Annotated in this window: 16 protein-coding genes; 10 read left to right on the plus strand and 6 right to left on the minus strand. The window is 54.5% G+C overall.

Annotation, left to right across the window (positions count from 1 at the left end; all coding sequences use genetic code 11):
• Window positions 1–113: 113 nt before the first annotated feature.
• Window positions 114–266, plus strand: a complete 153-nt coding sequence (locus tag HV157_RS03090) for a hypothetical protein (protein ID WP_223398027.1) — start codon at window positions 114–116, stop codon at window positions 264–266.
• A gap of 110 nt (window positions 267–376) precedes the next feature.
• Window positions 377–1,327 (plus strand): universal stress protein UspE, encoded by a 951-nt coding sequence (uspE, locus tag HV157_RS03095; protein ID WP_014169827.1) that lies wholly within the window; start codon window positions 377–379, stop codon window positions 1,325–1,327.
• 50 nt (window positions 1,328–1,377) lie between these two features.
• On the opposite strand, the gene pntB is transcribed toward uspE, so the two are convergent.
• Entirely contained in the window at window positions 1,378–2,766 is a 1,389-nt protein-coding gene (pntB, locus tag HV157_RS03100; protein ID WP_014169826.1) for a Re/Si-specific NAD(P)(+) transhydrogenase subunit beta, read from the minus strand.
• A gap of 10 nt (window positions 2,767–2,776) precedes the next feature.
• Entirely contained in the window at window positions 2,777–4,306 is a 1,530-nt protein-coding gene (gene pntA / locus HV157_RS03105; RefSeq protein ID WP_020884308.1) for a Re/Si-specific NAD(P)(+) transhydrogenase subunit alpha, read from the minus strand.
• 535 nt (window positions 4,307–4,841) lie between these two features.
• Between pntA and ydgH the strand changes: the two genes are divergently transcribed.
• The 3 genes from ydgH (at window position 4,842) to folM (ending at window position 8,116) form a co-directional block, all read left to right on the plus strand.
• Window positions 4,842–5,786, plus strand: a complete 945-nt coding sequence (ydgH, locus tag HV157_RS03110) for a DUF1471 family protein YdgH (protein ID WP_020884309.1) — start codon at window positions 4,842–4,844, stop codon at window positions 5,784–5,786.
• Window positions 5,787–5,971: 185 nt separating this feature from the next.
• On the plus strand, window positions 5,972–7,354 hold the full coding sequence (locus HV157_RS03115; RefSeq protein WP_020884310.1) for an amino acid permease: 1,383 nt from the start codon (window positions 5,972–5,974) through the stop codon (window positions 7,352–7,354).
• A gap of 39 nt (window positions 7,355–7,393) precedes the next feature.
• A complete protein-coding gene (folM, locus tag HV157_RS03120) occupies window positions 7,394–8,116 on the plus strand; it encodes a dihydromonapterin reductase (RefSeq protein ID WP_020884311.1) in 723 nt (240 codons plus the stop codon).
• Here folM and HV157_RS03125 read toward each other — a convergent pair.
• Window positions 8,113–8,448, minus strand: coding sequence for a GlpM family protein (locus HV157_RS03125; protein WP_025204336.1), 336 nt, complete (start codon window positions 8,446–8,448; stop codon window positions 8,113–8,115). The two genes, folM and HV157_RS03125, sit on opposite strands and share 4 nt — an antisense overlap.
• Before the next feature lie 128 nt (window positions 8,449–8,576).
• On the opposite strand from HV157_RS03125, the gene rstA reads away from it, so the two are divergent.
• The 3 genes from rstA to tus all read left to right on the plus strand — a co-directional run bounded on the left by rstA (window position 8,577) and on the right by tus (window position 12,081).
• Complete coding sequence (gene rstA, locus HV157_RS03130) at window positions 8,577–9,293, plus strand: two-component system response regulator RstA (protein WP_025204337.1); 717 nt, start codon at window positions 8,577–8,579, stop codon at window positions 9,291–9,293.
• Window positions 9,294–9,778: 485 nt separating this feature from the next.
• A complete protein-coding gene (gene rstB, locus HV157_RS03135; protein WP_014169816.1) occupies window positions 9,779–11,077 on the plus strand; it encodes a two-component system sensor histidine kinase RstB in 1,299 nt (432 codons plus the stop codon).
• Between the two features lie 74 nt (window positions 11,078–11,151).
• Window positions 11,152–12,081, plus strand: coding sequence for a DNA replication terminus site-binding protein (gene tus / locus HV157_RS03140; RefSeq protein ID WP_014169815.1), 930 nt, complete (start codon window positions 11,152–11,154; stop codon window positions 12,079–12,081).
• On the opposite strand, the gene fumC is transcribed toward tus, so the two are convergent.
• Both fumC and fumA read right to left on the minus strand, forming a co-directional pair.
• The gene (fumC, locus tag HV157_RS03145; protein WP_020884315.1) at window positions 12,082–13,476 is read right to left on the minus strand and encodes a class II fumarate hydratase; all 1,395 of its coding nucleotides are present in this window, start codon (window positions 13,474–13,476) and stop codon (window positions 12,082–12,084) included.
• Window positions 13,477–13,613: 137 nt separating this feature from the next.
• Window positions 13,614–15,260, minus strand: coding sequence for a class I fumarate hydratase FumA (gene fumA, locus HV157_RS03150; RefSeq protein ID WP_025204339.1), 1,647 nt, complete (start codon window positions 15,258–15,260; stop codon window positions 13,614–13,616).
• Window positions 15,261–15,457: 197 nt separating this feature from the next.
• On the opposite strand from fumA, the gene manA reads away from it, so the two are divergent.
• Window positions 15,458–16,633, plus strand: a complete 1,176-nt coding sequence (gene manA / locus HV157_RS03155) for a mannose-6-phosphate isomerase (protein WP_020884317.1) — start codon at window positions 15,458–15,460, stop codon at window positions 16,631–16,633.
• Between the two features lie 99 nt (window positions 16,634–16,732).
• The gene (locus tag HV157_RS03160) at window positions 16,733–18,301 is read left to right on the plus strand and encodes a YdgA family protein (protein WP_032678031.1); all 1,569 of its coding nucleotides are present in this window, start codon (window positions 16,733–16,735) and stop codon (window positions 18,299–18,301) included.
• 69 nt (window positions 18,302–18,370) lie between these two features.
• Here the strand turns inward: HV157_RS03160 and HV157_RS03165 are convergent, their stop codons facing one another.
• The gene (locus HV157_RS03165; protein WP_014169810.1) at window positions 18,371–19,399 is read right to left on the minus strand and encodes a Mal regulon transcriptional regulator MalI; all 1,029 of its coding nucleotides are present in this window, start codon (window positions 19,397–19,399) and stop codon (window positions 18,371–18,373) included.
• Between the last annotated feature and the right edge of the window lie 116 nt (window positions 19,400–19,515).

Genomic DNA, 19,515 nt, shown 5'->3' on the forward strand with positions numbered 1-19,515 from the left:
ACTTCCGTTTCACCACGTTTCCCTGGCACCGCCCCACTCAGTCCCTGAAAGGTTCTTGTTGAGGTTATGAATTGAGAGAAAGTTTATTTTTCGTTTCAGTCGTTATCGCCTCAGTGACCTTCATATTCATCTGGATCATGCTTGTCGGGCCAATGAAGGGTGAAGAAAAAACCTACGTACAGGATTCAACGACGTTTGCGATTGCGGTGATGGTACTGCTGTTGATTGCCTTTATCGCGGTAACAACAACGGTTCTTTTTCTGTGACAGATTTTCATGATTTATTGATCTGACAAAAACTTCCCCCCTGTTTCATTCAAGATATATAGGTTACTCTTTTAATTACAGACTGTGGTGACAGTAGTAAGGAGACCTGTATGGCAAAGTATCAAAACATGCTGGTGGCTATCGATCCTAACCAGGACGATCAGCCGGCATTACGACGTGCTGTGTATCTACATCAACGGATTGGTGGCAAAATCAAAGCGTTTTTGCCGATCTATGACTTCTCATATGAGATGACCACCCTTCTGTCGCCTGACGAACGCACCGCAATGCGTCAGGGAGTGATCAGCCAGCGTACCGCGTGGATCCGTGAACAGGCCAAATATTACCTGGAAGCGGGTGTTCCTATCGATATTAAAGTGGTCTGGCATAACCGACCTTTCGAAGCCATTATCCAGGAAGTGGTCGCCGGTGGGCACGACCTGTTGCTGAAAATGGCGCACCAGCACGACAAGCTGGAATCCGTGATCTTTACCCCTACCGACTGGCACCTGCTGCGTAAATGCCCTTGCCCGGTGTGGATGGTAAAAGACCAGCCGTGGCCAGAAGGCGGCAAGGCCGTCGTGGCGGTCAACCTGGCGAGCGAGGAGGATTATCACAATTCGCTCAATGAAAAGCTGGTCAAGGAGACGATCCAGCTTGCCGAGCAGGTTAACCACACTGAAGTCCATCTGGTGGGCGCTTACCCGGTAACACCGATTAATATTGCTATCGAGCTGCCTGAATTTGACCCGAGCGTGTATAACGATGCGATCCGGGGGCAGCACCTGCTGGCCATGAAGGCGTTACGCCAGAAATTCAGCATCGATGAGAAAATGACACATGTGGAAAAAGGGTTGCCTGAAGAGGTGATCCCGGATTTAGCAGAACATCTGCAGGCGGGGATTGTGGTACTGGGTACCATTGGCCGGACCGGTATTTCTGCCGCGTTCCTGGGCAATACCGCCGAACAGGTGATCGACCATCTGCGCTGTGACCTGCTGGTCATCAAGCCGGATGAGTATCAGACACCGGTTGAACTGGACGACCCGGAAGACGACTAAGTTCAGACATAAAAAAACCGCCGTTTCCGGCGGTTTTTTTTGTCGCTGATTTACAGCGATTTCAGAATCGCATCGACACTGGCTTTTGCATCGCCAAACAGCATGTGCGTGTTCTCTTTAAAGAACAGCGGGTTCTGAACCCCTGCATAACCGGTGTTCATGGAACGTTTGAAGACAATCACGTTCTGCGCCTTCCACACTTCCAGAACCGGCATACCGGCGATTGGGCTACGCGGATCGTCCTGCGCCGCCGGGTTAACGGTGTCGTTGGCACCAATAACCAGGACGGTGTCGGTATCGGTGAAATCATCGTTGATCTCATCCATCTCCAGCACGATGTCGTAAGGCACTTTCGCTTCCGCCAGCAGCACGTTCATGTGGCCTGGCAGACGCCCCGCTACCGGGTGAATGCCAAAGCGAACCTTGATACCACGCGCACGCAGTTTCTCGGTGATCTCCGCAACCGGATACTGAGCCTGCGCCACCGCCATGCCGTAGCCTGGGGTAATGATGACCGAGTGTGAGTTTTTCAGCATCTCTGCGGTATCTTCCGCGCTGATCTCACGGTGCTCACCCACTTCTTCGTCAGAACCGGTTGAGGAGCCATCAGAACCAAAGCCACCCGCGATAACGCTGATAAACGAACGGTTCATCGCCTTACACATGATGTAAGACAGGATCGCACCAGAAGAACCGACCAGCGCACCGGTGACGATCAACAGATCGTTGCTCAGCATGAAGCCAGCTGCCGCCGCGGCCCAACCGGAGTAGGAGTTCAGCATGGAGACAACCACTGGCATATCGGCACCACCAATGGAGGCCACCAGGTGCCAGCCAAAGGCCAGAGCAATCAGGGTCATCACCAGTAACGCCAGCACCTGCAGGCCCACGCTTTCAGTGCGCACGAAGACCACCAGCAGCACAAAGGACACGACCAGCGCCGCCAGGTTCAGCTTGTGACGGTTTGGCAGCATCAGCGGTTTAGAAGAGATCTTACCGCGCAGTTTGCCGAACGCGACAATTGAGCCGGTGAAGGTCACCGCACCAATGAAGATGCCGAGGAACACTTCCGTCAGATGGATGTTGACCAGAATCGGTTCCAGACCGGGTGTGTGGTACAGGTAGCTGTTGAAGCCCACCAGCACCGCCGCCAGCCCCACAAAGCTGTGCAGAATGGCCACCAGCTCCGGCATCTCGGTCATTTCAACGCGTTTCGCCAGGCGAATACCAATCGCGCCACCGATAATCATCGCCACCAGGATCCATGCAACGTTGCCGGTGTCCGGCCCGAAGATGGTGGCAATCAGCGCAATCGCCATCCCGGCGATACCAAAGTTATTTCCCTGCTGAGACGTTTCGTGTTTGGAAAGCCCCGCCAGACTGAAAATAAACAGGATTGCAGCAACAATGTATGCGGCTGTGACTAATCCTCCAGACATATGCTACCCCTTAGCCTTTACGAAACATTTTCAGCATGCGCTGAGTCACGGTGAACCCACCGAAAATATTGATACTGGCGATCAGCACCGCGATAAAGCTCAGGAAGCTTACCCAGCCGCCGTGGCCAATCTGCAGCAGCGCCCCGACCACGATAATCCCGGAGATGGCGTTAGTGACCGACATCAGTGGCGTATGCAGCGCATGGGAGACATTCCACACGACGTAGTACCCCACCACACACGAGAGCGCGAAGACGGTAAAGTGGCCGAGGAATTCTTTCGGCGCGACATCTGCCAGCCAGCCAAACAGAATAATGACCAGCGCCATGATCGCGTACTTGCGCCACGGAGAAGCCGGTTTAGCTGGCTCTTTAGGCTCAGGCGCCGCTTTCGGTGCCGCCTGAGGCTGCGCGGACACCTGAATCGGTGGCGCAGGCCAGGTGATTTCACCTTCACGCACCACCGTTACGCCACGCACAACAACATCGTCAAAATCAACGGTGATGTTGCCGTCTTTCTCTTTGCAGAGCAGTTTCAGCAGGTTAACAAGGTTGGTACCGTACAGCTGAGAAGACTGCGTTGGCAGACGGCCCGGCAAATCGGTATACCCGATCACCTTCACGCCGTTAGCAGTGGTGGTCACCTGATTTGGCACGGTGTATTCACAGTTGCCACCGTTCTGCGACGCCAGGTCGACGATCACGCTGCCCGACTTCATTGAGTCAACCATCTCACGGGTAATCAGCTTCGGCGCGGGTTTACCGGGGATAAGCGCGGTAGTGACAATGATGTCGACATCTTTGGCCTGCGCGGCGAAGAGTTCCATTTCCGCTTTGATAAAAGCTTCGGACATGACCTTCGCGTAACCGTCACCGCTGCCCGCTTCTTCCTTGAAGTCCAGCTCAAGGAATTCGGCACCCATACTTTGTACTTGTTCTTTTACTTCAGGACGGGTGTCAAAAGCGCGTACGATAGCGCCCAGGCTGTTTGCCGCGCCGATAGCCGCAAGACCCGCCACGCCCGCGCCAATCACCATCACTTTCGCCGGAGGCACTTTCCCTGCCGCGGTGATCTGACCGGTAAAGAAGCGACCAAACTCATGCGCCGCCTCAACAATCGCGCGGTAACCGGCGATATTCGCCATGGAACTTAAGGCATCCAGCGACTGCGCGCGCGAAATACGCGGCACGGAGTCCATGGCCATCACGGTCACGCCACGTGCTGCCAGCTTCTCCATCAACTCAGGATTCTGTGCAGGCCAGATGAAGCTCACCAGCGTCGTGCCAGGATTCAGCAGTTCAATCTCGCTCTCTTCCGGCGCATTAACCTTGAGAATAACGGGCGACTGCCAGACTTCAGCACCGTCCACCACTTCCGCGCCAGCCTGAATAAAGGCCTCGTCATCGAAACTCGCCAGTTTGCCCGCGCCGCGTTCAACTGCGACGGTAAAACCCAGTTTAAGCAGTTGCTCCACCGTTTTCGGTGTTGCCGCTACGCGGGTTTCATTGGCTAACCGTTCTTTTGGTACCCCAATACGCATAGTTTTCCCTTCCATCGGTTTTTGATGATGGTTTGTCGATAAATGCCCGCGGTTTGTATCAACTTTCGCCAGCAGGACAGCGACGACATATGATTAACCCCAGAAAATAAAACAGTAACAAACTTTCTATAACCTACTGAAAATAACGCCCGTGATCTACCGTCAGAAAACACTATTTCTTACTTTATCTGTGAAAAATAAGTGATCTGCGTCGCTGACAGTGATATTTACCTTAAATTCATCGCTGAGACCGATAAATAGCGCAAGCGAAGCGGTAAAAACATGATATAGCGCCAATAGAGAACAACTTATTAACATTAAATTAACTTGTAAAAGTCATAAGCTTTATCAGTTTTGCTTGTCAGACGCCTGTTTTTTCAACATATCACTAAATGTTATCAAATCAGATGATTCAGTGAGCACAGGCTGTGAAAAATGGCGCAGACAGCGACGGGTTTTAAATGCCATAATCGGGACCGTCTCAAATTAACAACAATACCAGTACATGGTTTGCGCAAGGCGAAGGATTATTTTTATGAAGCTTAAGAACACACTCCTGGCGTCCGCACTTCTCTCCGCGACCGCCCTGTCTGCGAATGCCGCGACAGAGTTAACGCCGGAGCAAGCGGCAGCGTTAAAACCTTTTGACCATACGGTCATTGTGGGTCGTTATAATTCTATTGGCGATGCCGTCGCCGCCGCATCAAAAGCCGCCGATAAAAACGGTGCGGCCTCGTTTTACGTTGTTGATCAGTCTGACTCCGGCAACAGCGGTAACCAGCGCGTGACCATTGCGCTGTATAAAGACAATGCGCCGAAAGCTGACGCACCGAAAAACCGCGTGATTAACGGCGTCGTTGAATTACCGAAAGATCAGGCGATTGAGCTGGAACCGTATGACACCGTCACCGTGCAGGGCTTCTATCGCAGCCAGCCTGAAGTGAATGATGCCATCACCAAAGCCGCAAAAGAAAAAGGCGCGTACTCTTTCTTTATCGTGCGTCAGGTCGATGCTAACCAGGGTGGCAACCAGCGCATTACTGCGTTCATCTATAAAGAAGATGCGAAGAAACGCGTTCTGCAAAGCCCGGACGCTATTCCTGCTGATTCCGAAGCGGGTCGTGCGGCAATAGCGAAAGGCGGCGAAGAAGCGAAGAAAGTGGAAATTCCGGGCGTAGCCACCTCTGCCGCACCAAGCGCTGAAGTGGGCCGTTTCTTCGAAACGCAATCCACCAAAGGTGGCCGTTACTCCGTTACCCTGCCAGATGGAACCAAAATTGAAGAGCTGAACAAAGCCACTGCAGCGCAGATGGTGCCGTTCGACAGCATTAAATTTACCGGCAACTACGGCAACATGACGGAAGTCTCTTATCAGGTCGCGAAACGTGCGGCGAAGAAAGGGGCGAAGTATTACCACATCACCCGCCAGTGGCAGGAACGTGGTAACAACGTGACCATCAGCGCCGACCTGTACAAGTAACAGAACGGTTGACCCGAGGCGGCGCAATGCCGCCTTTTTTGTTACTTTTTTTTGAAATTCGGCCCCACGTCATTGCATGCTTTCGTGACACTCCGTAAAATCCCGCGCCTTAGTGTGATCCACCATTTTTATGCGCCTGTGCGAAATAATTATTCTGGATTTGGACCTTTCATAACAGGAAGCCAATGGAAAAGAAACTAGGCCTGAGTGCTTTGACTGCACTCGTTTTGAGCTCAATGCTGGGTGCGGGCGTGTTCAGCTTACCGCAGAATATGGCGGCGGTCGCCAGCCCTGCCGCACTGCTTATAGGGTGGGGCATCACGGGGGCCGGGATTTTGCTGCTGGCGTTCGCAATGCTGCTGCTGACCCGCATCCGCCCGGATCTGGATGGGGGGATTTTCACTTACGCCCGTGAAGGTTTCGGCGAACTGATTGGCTTCTGTTCCGCATGGGGCTACTGGCTGTGTGCGGTCATCGCAAACGTCTCCTACCTGGTGATCGTCTTTTCGGCGCTCAGTTTCTTTACCGATACTCCTGAACTGCGGTTCTTTGGCGACGGCAATACCTGGCAGTCCATTGTGGGCGCCTCGGTACTGCTGTGGGTTGTTCACTGGCTGATTCTACGTGGCGTACAGACGGCGGCCAGCATTAACCTGGTGGCAACCCTGGCCAAACTGGTTCCGCTCGGCCTGTTTATCGTGCTGGCCTTTATGGCGTTCCGTCTCGATGTGTTCAGTCTCGATTTCAGCGGTGTCGCGCTGGGCGTACCGGTCTGGGAGCAGGTCAAGAACACCATGCTGATCACCCTGTGGGTCTTCATCGGTGTTGAAGGGGCCGTCGTGGTCTCTGCCCGGGCGCGGAATAAGCGCGATGTGGGTCGCGCCACGCTGCTGGCGGTACTGGCGGCGCTGGGCGTGTATCTGATGGTGACGCTGCTGTCGCTGGGGGTGGTCGCGCGTCCTGAACTGGCCGAAATGCGTAACCCGTCGATGGCGGGCCTGATGGTGAAAATGTTCGGACCGTGGGGTGACGTGGTGATTGCCGCGGGGCTGATTATCTCCGTGTGCGGCGCGTACCTGAGCTGGACCATTATGGCGGCAGAAGTGCCGTTCCTGGCCGCAACGCACAAAGCATTTCCACGCCTATTTGCTCGTCAAAACAAAAACAGCGCGCCGTCGGCCTCACTCTGGCTGACCAACATCAGCGTTCAGGTCTGTCTGGTGCTGATCTGGCTCACAGGTTCAGACTATAACACTCTGCTGACCATCGCCTCGGAGATGATTCTGGTACCCTATTTCTTAGTGGGTGCATATCTGTTAAAAATCGCCACACGTCCGGCGCACTATGTGGTGGGCGTCGGAGCCTGTATTTACGGCCTGTGGTTGTTGTATGCTTCCGGGCCTATGCATCTGCTGCTGTCGGTGGTGTTGTATGCACCGGGCCTGCTGGTGTTTATCTACGCCCGCCGCACGCATCAGTTAGAGAACGCGCTTAGACGCCGTGAGATGGCCTTAATCGGGCTGTTACTGGTTGCTGCCGTACCGGCAACCTGGATGTTAATGGGATAGAATCGCCTTTCCCATTGTTGAACTGAAAAGGAGAACACGATGGGAAACGCGCAGCAACGCCCAATACTGATTACTGGTGGAGGCCGTCGTATCGGCCTCGCCCTTGCCCATCACTTTCTCAATCTTCGCCATCCGGTCATCATCAGTTACCGCAGCGAATATCCCTCGATTGAGGGGCTACGCAAAGCCGGTGCGATCTGCATTCAGGCCGATTTCTCAACCGATGACGGTATTCTGGCCTTCGCCGATAAAGTGAAATCTACCACCCCCGGGCTGCGCGCCATTATCCATAATGCCAGCGCCTGGCTTCCCGAAAAATCCGGTACGCCACTCAGCGAAACGCTCTCCTGCATGCTGCAGATCCACGTCAATGCGCCCTATCTGCTGAACCATGCCCTGCTCGACCTGCTGCGCGGTCACGGACATGCGGCGGGTGATATTATTCATTTCACCGATTACGTCGTGGAGCGCGGCAGCGACAAGCACATCGCCTATGCGGCCAGTAAAGCTGCACTCGATAACATGACGCGCTCGTTCGCCCGTAAACTTGCCCCTGAAGTTAAGGTGAACGCCATCGCCCCGGCGATGATTTTATTCAACGAAGACGATGATGCGGAGTATCGCCAGCAGGCGCTGAATAAATCGCTGATGAAAATTGCGCCAGGTGAAAAAGAGGTTATCGATCTTATCGATTATCTGCTCACCAGTTGCTACGTCACTGGCAGAACCTTTGCCGTGGACGGCGGTCGACCGCTGCGCTAGTGAAAGCGGCTCCAGAAGAAGATAAGCACCCAGGCGCTGAGCCCCCAGCAGACAACGGCCCCGCTCAGCGCCAGGGGAAGTCGCATAAAACCGGTGAAGTACCACAGCGAAAGCAGATAAAGAAAATAAGGGATGATCGACCACATCCCGAACACGATAGTCGTACGCAATGCTTCCGTGCCTCGTTCTGAGGCGACAATATAGTGCGCTATTAACGCAAAGGTCGGGAAGAGTGGGATCAGCCCGGCAATATAATAATTCCTGGTTTTAGCCAGAACACCTATCAGTAACACCACCAGCGCACCCAACGCGGCTTTTATCACCAGCCCCATGTTTTTCCCTATAACAATCAAATAACAATATGAGCCAGAATAACGGAACTGGCGTTAATTATGAAAGATTAATGGAACGTTAAGGTTGTGCGGTGTATGTTGGCTTTTTTCGCGATAACAGACGTTGTATGAATAAGATTGTTTATGTTGAAGACGAGCCCGAAGTGGGGCAATTGATCGCCGCCTATTTGGGTAAGCATGATATGGACGTCATTGTTGAGCCTCGTGGCGATCGTGCCGAAGAGGTGGTCTTACGTGAAAACCCGGACCTGGTGCTGCTGGACATTATGCTGCCCGGCAAAGATGGCATGACGGTCTGCCGCGATCTGCGCGCCCGGTGGGAGGGCCCTATCGTGCTGCTGACCTCGCTGGACAGCGACATGAACCATATTTTGTCACTCGAAATGGGTGCAAATGACTACATTCTGAAAACCACGCCCCCTGCCGTCCTCCTTGCTCGTCTGCGCCTCCATTTACGCCAGCGTGCCAGCGTTGAACGAGAAGCGCCTGCTCAGTCGCTGACCCCGCACAAAGCGATGCGTTTTGGTACCTTGTCTATTGATCCGATTAACCGTCAGGTTCTGCTTTCTGGCGAGCTTATCGCCCTTTCCACGGCAGATTTTGACCTGCTCTGGGAACTGGCAACCCACGCGGGGCAGATCATGGACCGCGATGCATTACTGAAAAACCTGCGCGGCGTCAGCTACGACGGAATGGATCGCAGCGTTGACGTGGCTATTTCGCGCCTGCGTAAAAAACTGCAGGATAATGCCACTGAGCCGTACCGCATTAAAACCGTGCGTAACAAGGGCTATCTGTTCGCGCCTCACGCCTGGGAAACCTGATGCCGGTTCCCCGAACGACACTGTTTAAAACATTACGCAGACGAGGTCTGACAGTTGCATAAAATAAGAACACTCAGTCTGATCTGCTGTTTTGGGTTAACCGGGTGCGTTGTCGCAGATATGGATTCAAGTAATTATGACTATGTTCCGTATATTCAGACTATCCAGAATCCCAGGACCCCGGGCCATACCAATGTGCAACAACGCCGTGAGGATTTGTACGCCTGCGGCGTTGATCGAAAGTATTCGCTCAATTCATGGGACGAAAGCTTCAGTCGCAACCGCCTGCTGCCGGGCGAAACGATAGAACAGCAAGATTCCAGGATCAAAAAAATAGAAGACTGTATGAAATCAAAAGGATACGTTCTGTGGGATTACTCACAATGCGGACCCCGTAAAAAACCGAGCGGTATGTGTAACTAGTTTGGGTTTGCGTGTTTGTCTTCGACGCAGGTTGTTAACGTATTGATTTTCGGTGATATTGAATGAAAAAGCTGTTCGTACAGTTTTATCTCCTGCTGTTTGTCTGCTTCCTGGTGATGACCATGCTGGTTGGGCTGGTCTATAAATTCACCGCCGAACGTGCGGGCAGGCAGTCACTGGATGATTTAATGAAAAGCTCGCTCTACCTGATGCGCAGCGAGCTGCGTGAGATCCCGCCACACGACTGGGCCAAGACCTTAAAAGAGCTGGATCTGAACCTGTCGTTTGATCTGCGCATCGAGCCGATGAAGGATTTCGATTTAGAGCCACCCGCCATGCAGCGACTGCGTGACGGGGACATTGTGGCGCTGGATGAGAAATATACCTTTATCCAGCGCATTCCACGGAGCCATTACGTTCTGGCCGTGGGGCCGGTGCCTTATCTCTATTATCTGCACCAGATGCGCCTGCTGGACCTTGCCCTGCTGGCTTTCATTGCCATTTCGCTCGCGTTCCCGGTCTTTATCTGGATGAGGCCACACTGGCAGGACATGCTGAAACTGGAATCTGCTGCGCAACGTTTTGGTGACGGGCATTTTACCGAGCGCATTCACTTCGACAGCGGTTCCAGCTTCGAGCGTCTTGGCGTGGCGTTTAACCAGATGGCCGATAACATCAATGCGCTGATTATCAGTAAAAAACAGCTCATTGACGGAATTGCTCACGAGCTGCGTACGCCACTGGTACGCCTGCGCTATCGGCTGGAGATGAGCGAAAACCTGACGGAGGCCGAGTCTCAGGCGCTGAACCGCGACATTGGTCAGCTTGAGGGCCTCATTGAGGAGCTCCTGACCTATGCGCGCCTCGATCGCCCGCAAAACGAACTGAACCTCAGTACGCCGGACCTGCCCGGCTGGTTACAAACCCATATCGATGATGTCCAGAGCGTAAACCCGCAACGCACGCTGCTGACACACGTCACGCCCGGCGATTATGGCGCACTGGATATGCGTCTGATGGAACGCGTGCTGGATAATCTGATGAACAACGCCATGCGCTATAGCGAGAGCACGCTGCAGATTGGCTTAGATTTACAGGGTAGTCAGGCCTGTCTGACGGTTGAGGACGACGGACCGGGCATCGCCCCGGAAGCGCGTGAAACGGTGTTTGAGCCGTTTGTACGCCTCGACCCCAGCCGCGATCGTGCCACGGGGGGATGTGGCCTCGGGCTGGCAATTGTTTACTCCATTGCGCAGGCGATGGGCGGCACGGTGCATTGTGAAGAGAGCGCACTCGGCGGCGCGCGCTTCTGCTTTAGCTGGCCGGTATATCACAACATCACCCTTCCCGTCCCTGCCTGACCTTTATCGCACGCTGGCCTGACCCGGCGTGCTGTGCTATATGATAAGTATGTTGTAACTAATGAAGAGTTATCATGGCGACGTACGATCTCATCGAAAGGCTGAACAGCACGTTCCGCGACATTGAACACGAGTTACTGACTCTGACCGAACGTTTGCAGACCTGCCGTCTGTTAGCCGCGCGGGTCTTTACCCTGCCGGATGTGGTGAAAGGCGCTGAACACGACCCGCTGGAAACCATTGAGGTACAGCAGCATATCGGCAAAGCGGCGCTGGAACTGACGCTGCGGCACTACCGTCGCCTGTTTATCCAGCAGCAGTCAGAAAACCGCAGCAGTAAGGCGGCCGTTCGTCTGCCGGGCGTAATCTGCCTGCAAACCGATGCAACAACGCGAGAAGCGCTGGAAAACCAGATTGCGCATATCAACACGCTTAAGGCGACGTTTGAAAAGATCATCACTGAAGAGTCGGGTCTGGCCCCTGCCGCCCGTTTTGAATGGGTACACCGACAGCTACCGGGATTAATCACCCTGAATGCCTACCGTACGCTCACGGTACTGCGTCATCCCGCTACGCTTCGCTTCGGCTGGGCCAACAAGCACATCATTAAAAACTTCACCCGGGATGACATTCTGGCGCAGCTGGAAAAGAGTCTGAAGGCACCGCGGACTGTCGCACCGTGGTCACGCGAGCAGTGGATTGAACGGCTTGAGCAGGAGTACCACAGCATCGCCTCACTGCCGGCAGATACCCGGCTTAAGATTAAGCGTCCGGTGAAGGTGCAGCCTATCGCGCGCGTCTGGTATTCCGGCCAGCAAAAGCAGGTACAGTATGCCTGCCCGACGCCGCTGATCGCACTTTATGATGCCGATCAAGGGGCCATTGTGCCGGATATTGGCGAACTGCTGAATTACGATGCTGAAAATGTCCAGCATCGTTACAGACCTCAGGCGCAACCGCTGCAGCTGATCATTCCGCGGCTGCACCTGTATGTGGCGCAGTGATTATTTCAGGCTGCCGACCATCGATTCCGGGCGTACCCATGCATCAAACTCAGCCTCCGTCAGGTAACCCAATGCCAGAGCGGAGGCTTTCAGCGTCAGCCCCTCTTTATGCGCTTTTTTCGCAATCTCAGCGGCTTTGTCGTAGCCGATATGGGTATTCAGCGCGGTCACCAGCATCAACGACTCATTGAGCAACTGGCTGATGCGCTCGCGGTTTGGCTCAATGCCTGACGCACAGTGCTCGTTGAAACTCTCCATACCGTCCGCCAGCAGGCGTATGGACTGAAGCACGTTGTGAATCACCATCGGGCGATAGACGTTCAGCTCAAAGTTACCGGACGCGCCGCCCATGTTAACGGCAACGTCGTTACCCATTACCTGACAGCAGAGCATGGTCATGGCTTCACATTGGGTCGGGTTTACTTTGCCCGGCATGATTGAGCTACCCGGCTCGTTCTCCGGAATGCTAATTTCACCGATACCGCAACGGGGACCCGAGGCCAGCCAGCGCACATCATTGGCGATTTTCATCAACGACGCTGCCAGCCCCTTGAGGGCACCGTGGGTATGAACCAGCGCATCACAGGTGGCCAGCGCTTCAAACTTATTCGGCGCCGTGATAAACGGCTGCCCGGTGATGGCCGCCAGCTCGTCGGCAACGCGCACCGCATATTCCGGATGGGTATTTAACCCCGTACCGACCGCCGTTCCGCCCAGCGCCAGCTCTGCAAGATGCGGCAGGCTGTACTCGATGTGCTTGAGGTTATGTTCTAGCATTGCCACCCAGCCGGAAATCTCCTGGCCGAGCGTCAGCGGCGTGGCATCCTGCAGGTGAGTACGTCCTATTTTGACGATATCGCTGAAAGCCTGCGCCTTCTCGCCAAGGGTGGTTTTAAGCACGTTGAGCTGCGGGATCAGCTGTTCACGAAGCGCAATCACCGCCGCCACGTGCATCGCCGTCGGGAAGACGTCGTTCGAACTTTGGCTTTTGTTTACGTCATCGTTCGGGTGAACCTTACGCTCCATACCGCGCACGCCGCCCAGCAGTTCGCTTGCCCGGTTCGCCAGCACTTCGTTCATATTCATGTTGCTCTGGGTGCCAGAACCGGTCTGCCAGATGGCGAGGGGGAATTCATCGGGATGCTTGCCGGCCAGCACTTCATCGGCAGCAGTGATAATCGCGGTGGCCTTATCTGCCGCCAGCAGGCCTAAATCCTGATTCACTTTGGCGGCCGCACGTTTAGTGAGCGCCAGCGCCTGAATCAGCGAGACGGGCATTTTCTCGGTCGAAATACGGAAATGTTCCAGCGAACGCTGGGTTTGCGCGCCCCATAGCTTGTCAGCCGGGACATCGATCGCGCCCATAGAGTCTTTCTCACGGCGTACCGTAGTCATTACTTTCTCCTTGATAACACTGTCGGGATTGCTCACATGCTTCAGAGATAAGTATTGATTGCTTTACAGAAAAGATATGGCGCTTTGTGCGCTCTTTGATGTGCCGGGTGACGTGAACGCCACCCGGCTATAGTAGATTACTTCACACACGCCGAACATTGAGAGGACTGGATCTGCCTGAAGAAGTCGTTACCTTTGTCATCCACAAGGATAAACGCCGGGAAATCTTCCACTTCAATTTTCCAGATAGCTTCCATACCCAGTTCCGGGTATTCAATGCACTCCAGGCTCTTAATGCTGCCCTGCGCGAGTACGGCAGCCGGACCGCCGATGCTGCCCAGGTAGAAGCCACCGTGTTTATGGCAGGCATCCGTCACCTGCTGGCTACGGTTTCCTTTTGCCAGCATGATCATGCTGCCGCCGTTGGCCTGCAGCTGGTCAACATACGAGTCCATACGGCCTGCGGTGGTCGGGCCTAACGAGCCAGAGGCGTAGCCTTCTGGCGTTTTGGCCGGGCCTGCGTAGTAAATCGGGTGATCTTTGATGTACTGCGGCAGCCCTTCACCGTTGTCCAGACGCTCTTTCAGTTTCGCGTGAGCGATGTCACGACCAACGATGATGGTTCCGTTAAGAGAGAGACGGGTCGACACCGGATACTGAGACAGCTGCGCCAGAATCTCTTTCATCGGACGGTTCAGGTCAACGTGAACGGCTTCACCTTCGCCCGCTTTGCGCAACGCTTCAGGAATGTACTTCCCTGGGTTGTTCTCCAGTTTTTCGATCCAGACGCCTTCGCGGTTGATCTTCGCCTTGATGTTACGATCCGCAGAACAGGAGACCCCCATCCCGACCGGGCAGGAGGCGCCGTGGCGCGGCAGACGGATCACACGCACATCATGGGCAAAATATTTGCCGCCGAACTGCGCGCCCAGGCCGAGGTTACGCGCTTCTTCCAGCAGTTCCTGTTCGAGCTGAACATCGCGGAACGCCTGGCCGTGCTCGTTTCCTTCGGTAGGCAGGCCGTCGTAGTATTTGGTCGACGCCAGCTTCACCGTTTTCAGGGTGCTCTCTGCTGACGTACCGCCAATCACAAAGGCAATATGGTACGGCGGGCAGGCAGCGGTGCCGAGCGTGCGCATTTTCTCAACCAGATAATTCTTCAGCTTGCCCGGTGTGAGCAGTGCTTTGGTTTCCTGGTAGAGATAGGTTTTGTTCGCTGAACCGCCACCTTTGGCGATGCAGAGGAATTTGTATTCATCACCGTCCACGCTATACAGGTCAATCTGCGCAGGCAGGTTTGTGCCCGTGTTGACCTCTTTGTACATATCCAGCGCCGCGTTTTGCGAGTAGCGCAGGTTGTCTTCGGTGTAGGTGTTGTACACGCCGTGCGCCAGCGCCGCTTCGTCGCCGCCGCCGGTCCAGACGCGCTGGCCTTTTTTACCCACAATGATGGCCGTGCCGGTGTCCTGGCAGGTAGGTAAAATACCTTTCGCCGCGATATCCGAGTTACGCAGGAACTGCAGGGCGACGTATTTGTCGTTTTCGCTGGCCTGCGGGTCGCTCAGGATATCGGCAACCTGCTGCTGGTGCGCAGGGCGGAGCATAAACGAGGCGTCGTGGAAAGCCTGCTGCGCCAGTAACGTCAGCGCCTGCGGATCGACCTTGAGGATCTCCTGCCCTTCGAATTCAGAGACGGAGACGTGATCGCGGGTTAACAGGTAATATTCGGTTTGATCCTTACTGAGGGGGAAAGGATCCTGATAATGAAAGGGTTTGTTCGACATTGTTCTCTCACTTACTGCTTCAGTCTGATTATTTGGGCAGATGTTCCGCTGCCCGCTTAAAAGCGAGTCAGCTTATCCTACACAATTTTTTAACAAAAACTGAGACTAGTACGACTTTTTACATCCACAGGTTACTTCCATGTGGTTTATTGCTTTAATACCCGGAGTTAATTCCACCATTGAATCAGGGCTTGATAATGCAAAAACTCATTAACTCAGTGCAAAACTACGCCTGGGGAAGTAAAACTGCGTTAACGGATCTCTACGGTATCGCGAACCCAAACAACCTGCCAATGGCAGAACTGTGGATGGGTGCGCACCCGAAGAGCAGCTCAAAAATTGAAGACGCAAGCGGCCAGGTTCGCTCTCTGCGCGACGTGATTGATGCCGACAAAGCCACCCTGCTGGGTGACAAGGTTGCCAGCCGTTTTGGTGAGCTGCCGTTCCTGTTTAAAGTGCTGTGCGCCGACCAGCCGCTCTCGATTCAGGTGCACCCGAATAAAAAAGCCTCTGAGATGGGCTTTGCGAAAGAGAATGCGGCCGGTATTCCGTTAGATGCCGCCGAGCGTAACTACAAAGATCCTAACCACAAGCCGGAACTGGTCTTTGCGCTGACCCCCTTCCTGGCGATGAACGCGTTTCGCGAGTTCTCAGAAATTATCTCCCTGCTGCAGCCGGTGGCGGGTGCTAACAACGCTATTGCCCACTTCCTGGAAAACCCGAATGCAGAAGGCCTGAGCCAGCTTTTCGCCAGCCTGCTGAACATGCAGGGAGAAGAGAAATCTCACGCCCTGGCGGTGCTGAAAGCAGCGCTGGACAGCCAGCACGGTGAGCCGTGGGATACCATCCGCCTGATTTCTGAATTCTACCCGGACGACAGCGGCCTGTTCTCCCCTCTGCTGCTGAACGTGGTGAAGCTGAACCCGGGCGAGGCGATGTTCCTGTTTGCTGAAACCCCGCACGCCTACCTGCAGGGCGTGGCGCTGGAGGTGATGGCCAACTCAGACAACGTACTGCGTGCAGGCCTGACGCCGAAATACATTGATATCCCTGAGCTGGTTGCCAACGTGAAGTTTGAGGCGAAGCCTGCGGATCACCTGCTGACTCAGCCTGTTAAACAGGGTGCGGAGCTGGACTTCCCGATCCCGGTGGATGATTTTGCCTTCTCACTGCATGACCTGAGTCCGGCAGAAACCGCCATCGCGCAGGAGAGCGCAGCAATCCTGTTCTGCGTTGAGGGTGAAGCAACGCTGCATAAAGGTGGCGAGCGTCTGGTGCTCAAGCCAGGCGAATCGGCATTTGTAGCGGCAAACGAGTCGCCGGTGAGCGTGAGCGGTACCGGTCGTCTGGCGCGTGTTTTTAATAAGCTATAAGCACTTACTGAATTTTTTAACAACTCTTGCTAAGCTAGTTGAAGACTTTACATCACCGGGCGGTTTCTACCGCCTGGTTTCATTTTAGGGATAGTCGCAATGAAAAAATCGGTCGTAGCGGTAGGAGTGATTGTAGCGTTAGGCGTGGTCTGGACAGGTGCCTCCTGGTTTACCGGGAAACAGCTGGAAAGCCGTCTGGCTGAGATGGTGGCACAGGCTAACGGAGAGCTTAAGCGTGGCGCGCCGGAAGCAGGCGTGGAGCTTGCCTACCAGAATTATCAGCGTGGTATCTTTACCAGCCATATGCAGGTGGTGGTCAAGCCTGTTGCCGGTAATGAAAATGGCTGGCTGAAACCGGGCCAAAGCGTGGTACTGGATGAAGTGGTCAGCCACGGTCCGTTCCCGCTGGCACAGTTAACGTCTTTTAACCTGATCCCGTCGATGGCGTCTGTTCACACTGTACTGGTGAATAACGACTTAACCAAACCTCTGTTTGATCTGGCAAAGAACGAGTCACCTTTCGAGGTTAACACCCGCATCAGCTACGCCGGTGACACACGTTCCAGTATCGATCTGAAAGCACTGAACTACGAGAAAGATAACGAGAAAGTGACCTTTAGCGGGGGGAATTTCAAGGTTGATGCTGACCGCGATGGAAATGTCTTCTCCCTGACCGGTGAAGCAGAGAGCGGCCTGATCAATGCCGTCAATGAATACGGTCAAAAGGTTCAGCTGACATTCAATAATCTGAAAGCCGACGGCGACAGCAAGATGACCGATTTTAAAGAGCGTATCGGTAATCAGAAACTCTCTTTCGACAAGATTGCTATCGCGGTTGAAGGTAAAGAGATGGCCGTGCTGGAAGGCATGGAGGTGGACGGCAAATCCGACGTGTCTAAAGACGGTAAGAGCATCAATACCCAACTGGATTACGCCTTGAAGAGCCTGAAAGTGCAGAACCAGGATCTCGGGACCGGCAAACTGTCGCTGAAGATTGGCAATATCGACGGTCAGGCGTGGCATGAATTTAGCCAGAAATACAGCAAAGAGAGCCAGGCACTGCTGAGCAATGCCGCGCTGCAGCAGAATCCGGAAGTTTACCAGCAGCAGGCCATGGCGGTGCTGATGAACAACCTGCCCATCCTGCTGAAAGGCGAGCCGGTTATCACCGTGGCCCCGCTGAGCTGGAAAAACAGCAAAGGCGAAACCAACTTTAATCTGTCCCTGTTCCTGAAAGACCCGGCAACCGCAACGGGTGAACCTCAGACGCTGGCGCAGGAAGTGGATCGCAGCGTGAAGTCACTCGACAGCAAGCTGACCATCCCTGTGGATATGGCCACCGAGTTTATGACCCAGATTGCGAAGCTTGAAGGGTATGGCGATGAAGATGCCGGCAAGCTGGCGAGCCAGCAGGTGAAAGGCCTGGCGGCAATGGGCCAGATGTTCCGCATCACGAAGATGGAAGACAACACCATTTCCACCAGCCTGCAGTATGCCAACGGTCAGGTCACGCTGAACGGCGATAAAATGCCGCTGGAAGATTTTGTCGGGATGTTTGGTATGCCTGCCCTGGGGATGCCGGAACCGGCTGAACCTGCAGCGCCGGCCGTGCCTGAAGCACCTGCTGCACCTGCTGCACCCGCTGCACCCGCTGCACCACAGCAGTAATCATCAAAACCCCTCTCTGAGGGGTTTTTTATTACCGGTTGCAGGTACTCAGACTGGTGCCACGAAATACTATTTCACCGTCACTAACCGTGCCGACACAATCTGGTGCCCGGCCTGCACGTCTGCTTTTTCGATGCGCTGCATGATCCTGTCCGCCAGCGTGTAACCCATCTCCCGGGCAGGTGTGGTGGCCCAGACAATGGGCAGATCGTCCAGCGCGTTTTCACCAACGTCGGCAAATGCCCCTAACGCCACCTGGTGGCCGAAGAAGGTTTCAACGCCACCCTCGCCGCTCTGACGCCCGGCGCGGATCAGGCCAAACCAGGCCCCCATCGCAATCACCTCGTTATAGCAAATCACGGCGCTTATCGTCGGGCTACTCCGTAATAACGCGTTTATCGCTTCCGCGGCTTTCTTCTGGCTGGATTCGCATTCCACCACCCATTCGCTGTGGAACGGGAGGCCGTATTTAATCAGCGTCGCGCAGTAACCGCCTACCCGCTCGGCTCGCGTCAGGGACGAGCTTTTTCCGCCAAGCCAGGCAATGCGCTGATGCCCCCGATGAATAAGATGCTCCGTCAACATTTGTGCGGCCTGCATGTTGTCCGGTCGCAGGGTATCGGCTTCGTCCAGATAACTGGCGCGCGAGGCAAACACCAGCGGCACGCCTTTTTCGGCGGCGCGCTCGCACAAGTCATTACTCACCCCCGACGCGCCGGCGACGATCACCCCGTCGACGCCCTGCGTAAGGAGCATATCCAGACGGGAAAGGAGCTGATCGGCCTCGCGACCGCCGTGAAGCAAAAAGACCATCCGTCCCTGCGCTTCAAGCGCTTCGGTCAGGCCCGCGGTCAGTTCGGCATAAAAGGGAGAGGTCAGGTCACGCACAATCAAACCGATCACACCGCTTTGGCCGCCGCGCAGCGCTGATGCCTGGCGGTTACGTACAAAGCCCAGTTGCTCAACCGCCTCGTTAACCCGTTGCCCGGTCGCGGGAGAAATGCGTCCTTTCCCGCTGAGCACCAGTGAAACGGTGCTGACGGAAACCCCCGCCGCCAGCGCGACATCGTTGATGGTGATTTTTTTCGCTACAGCCATGTGTCGGCGTGACTCCCTGAAATGAGATCGGTAAAACGTTTTATCAATATGTAATCTTTATACTACCAGTCAAAGCCTGAGAATGTGATTCAGAGCGCACTAAAATTTGATAAAAC

This window comes from Enterobacter sp. RHBSTW-00318, assembly GCF_014101375.1.
GTDB classification, from domain to species: domain Bacteria; phylum Pseudomonadota; class Gammaproteobacteria; order Enterobacterales; family Enterobacteriaceae; genus Enterobacter; species Enterobacter ludwigii.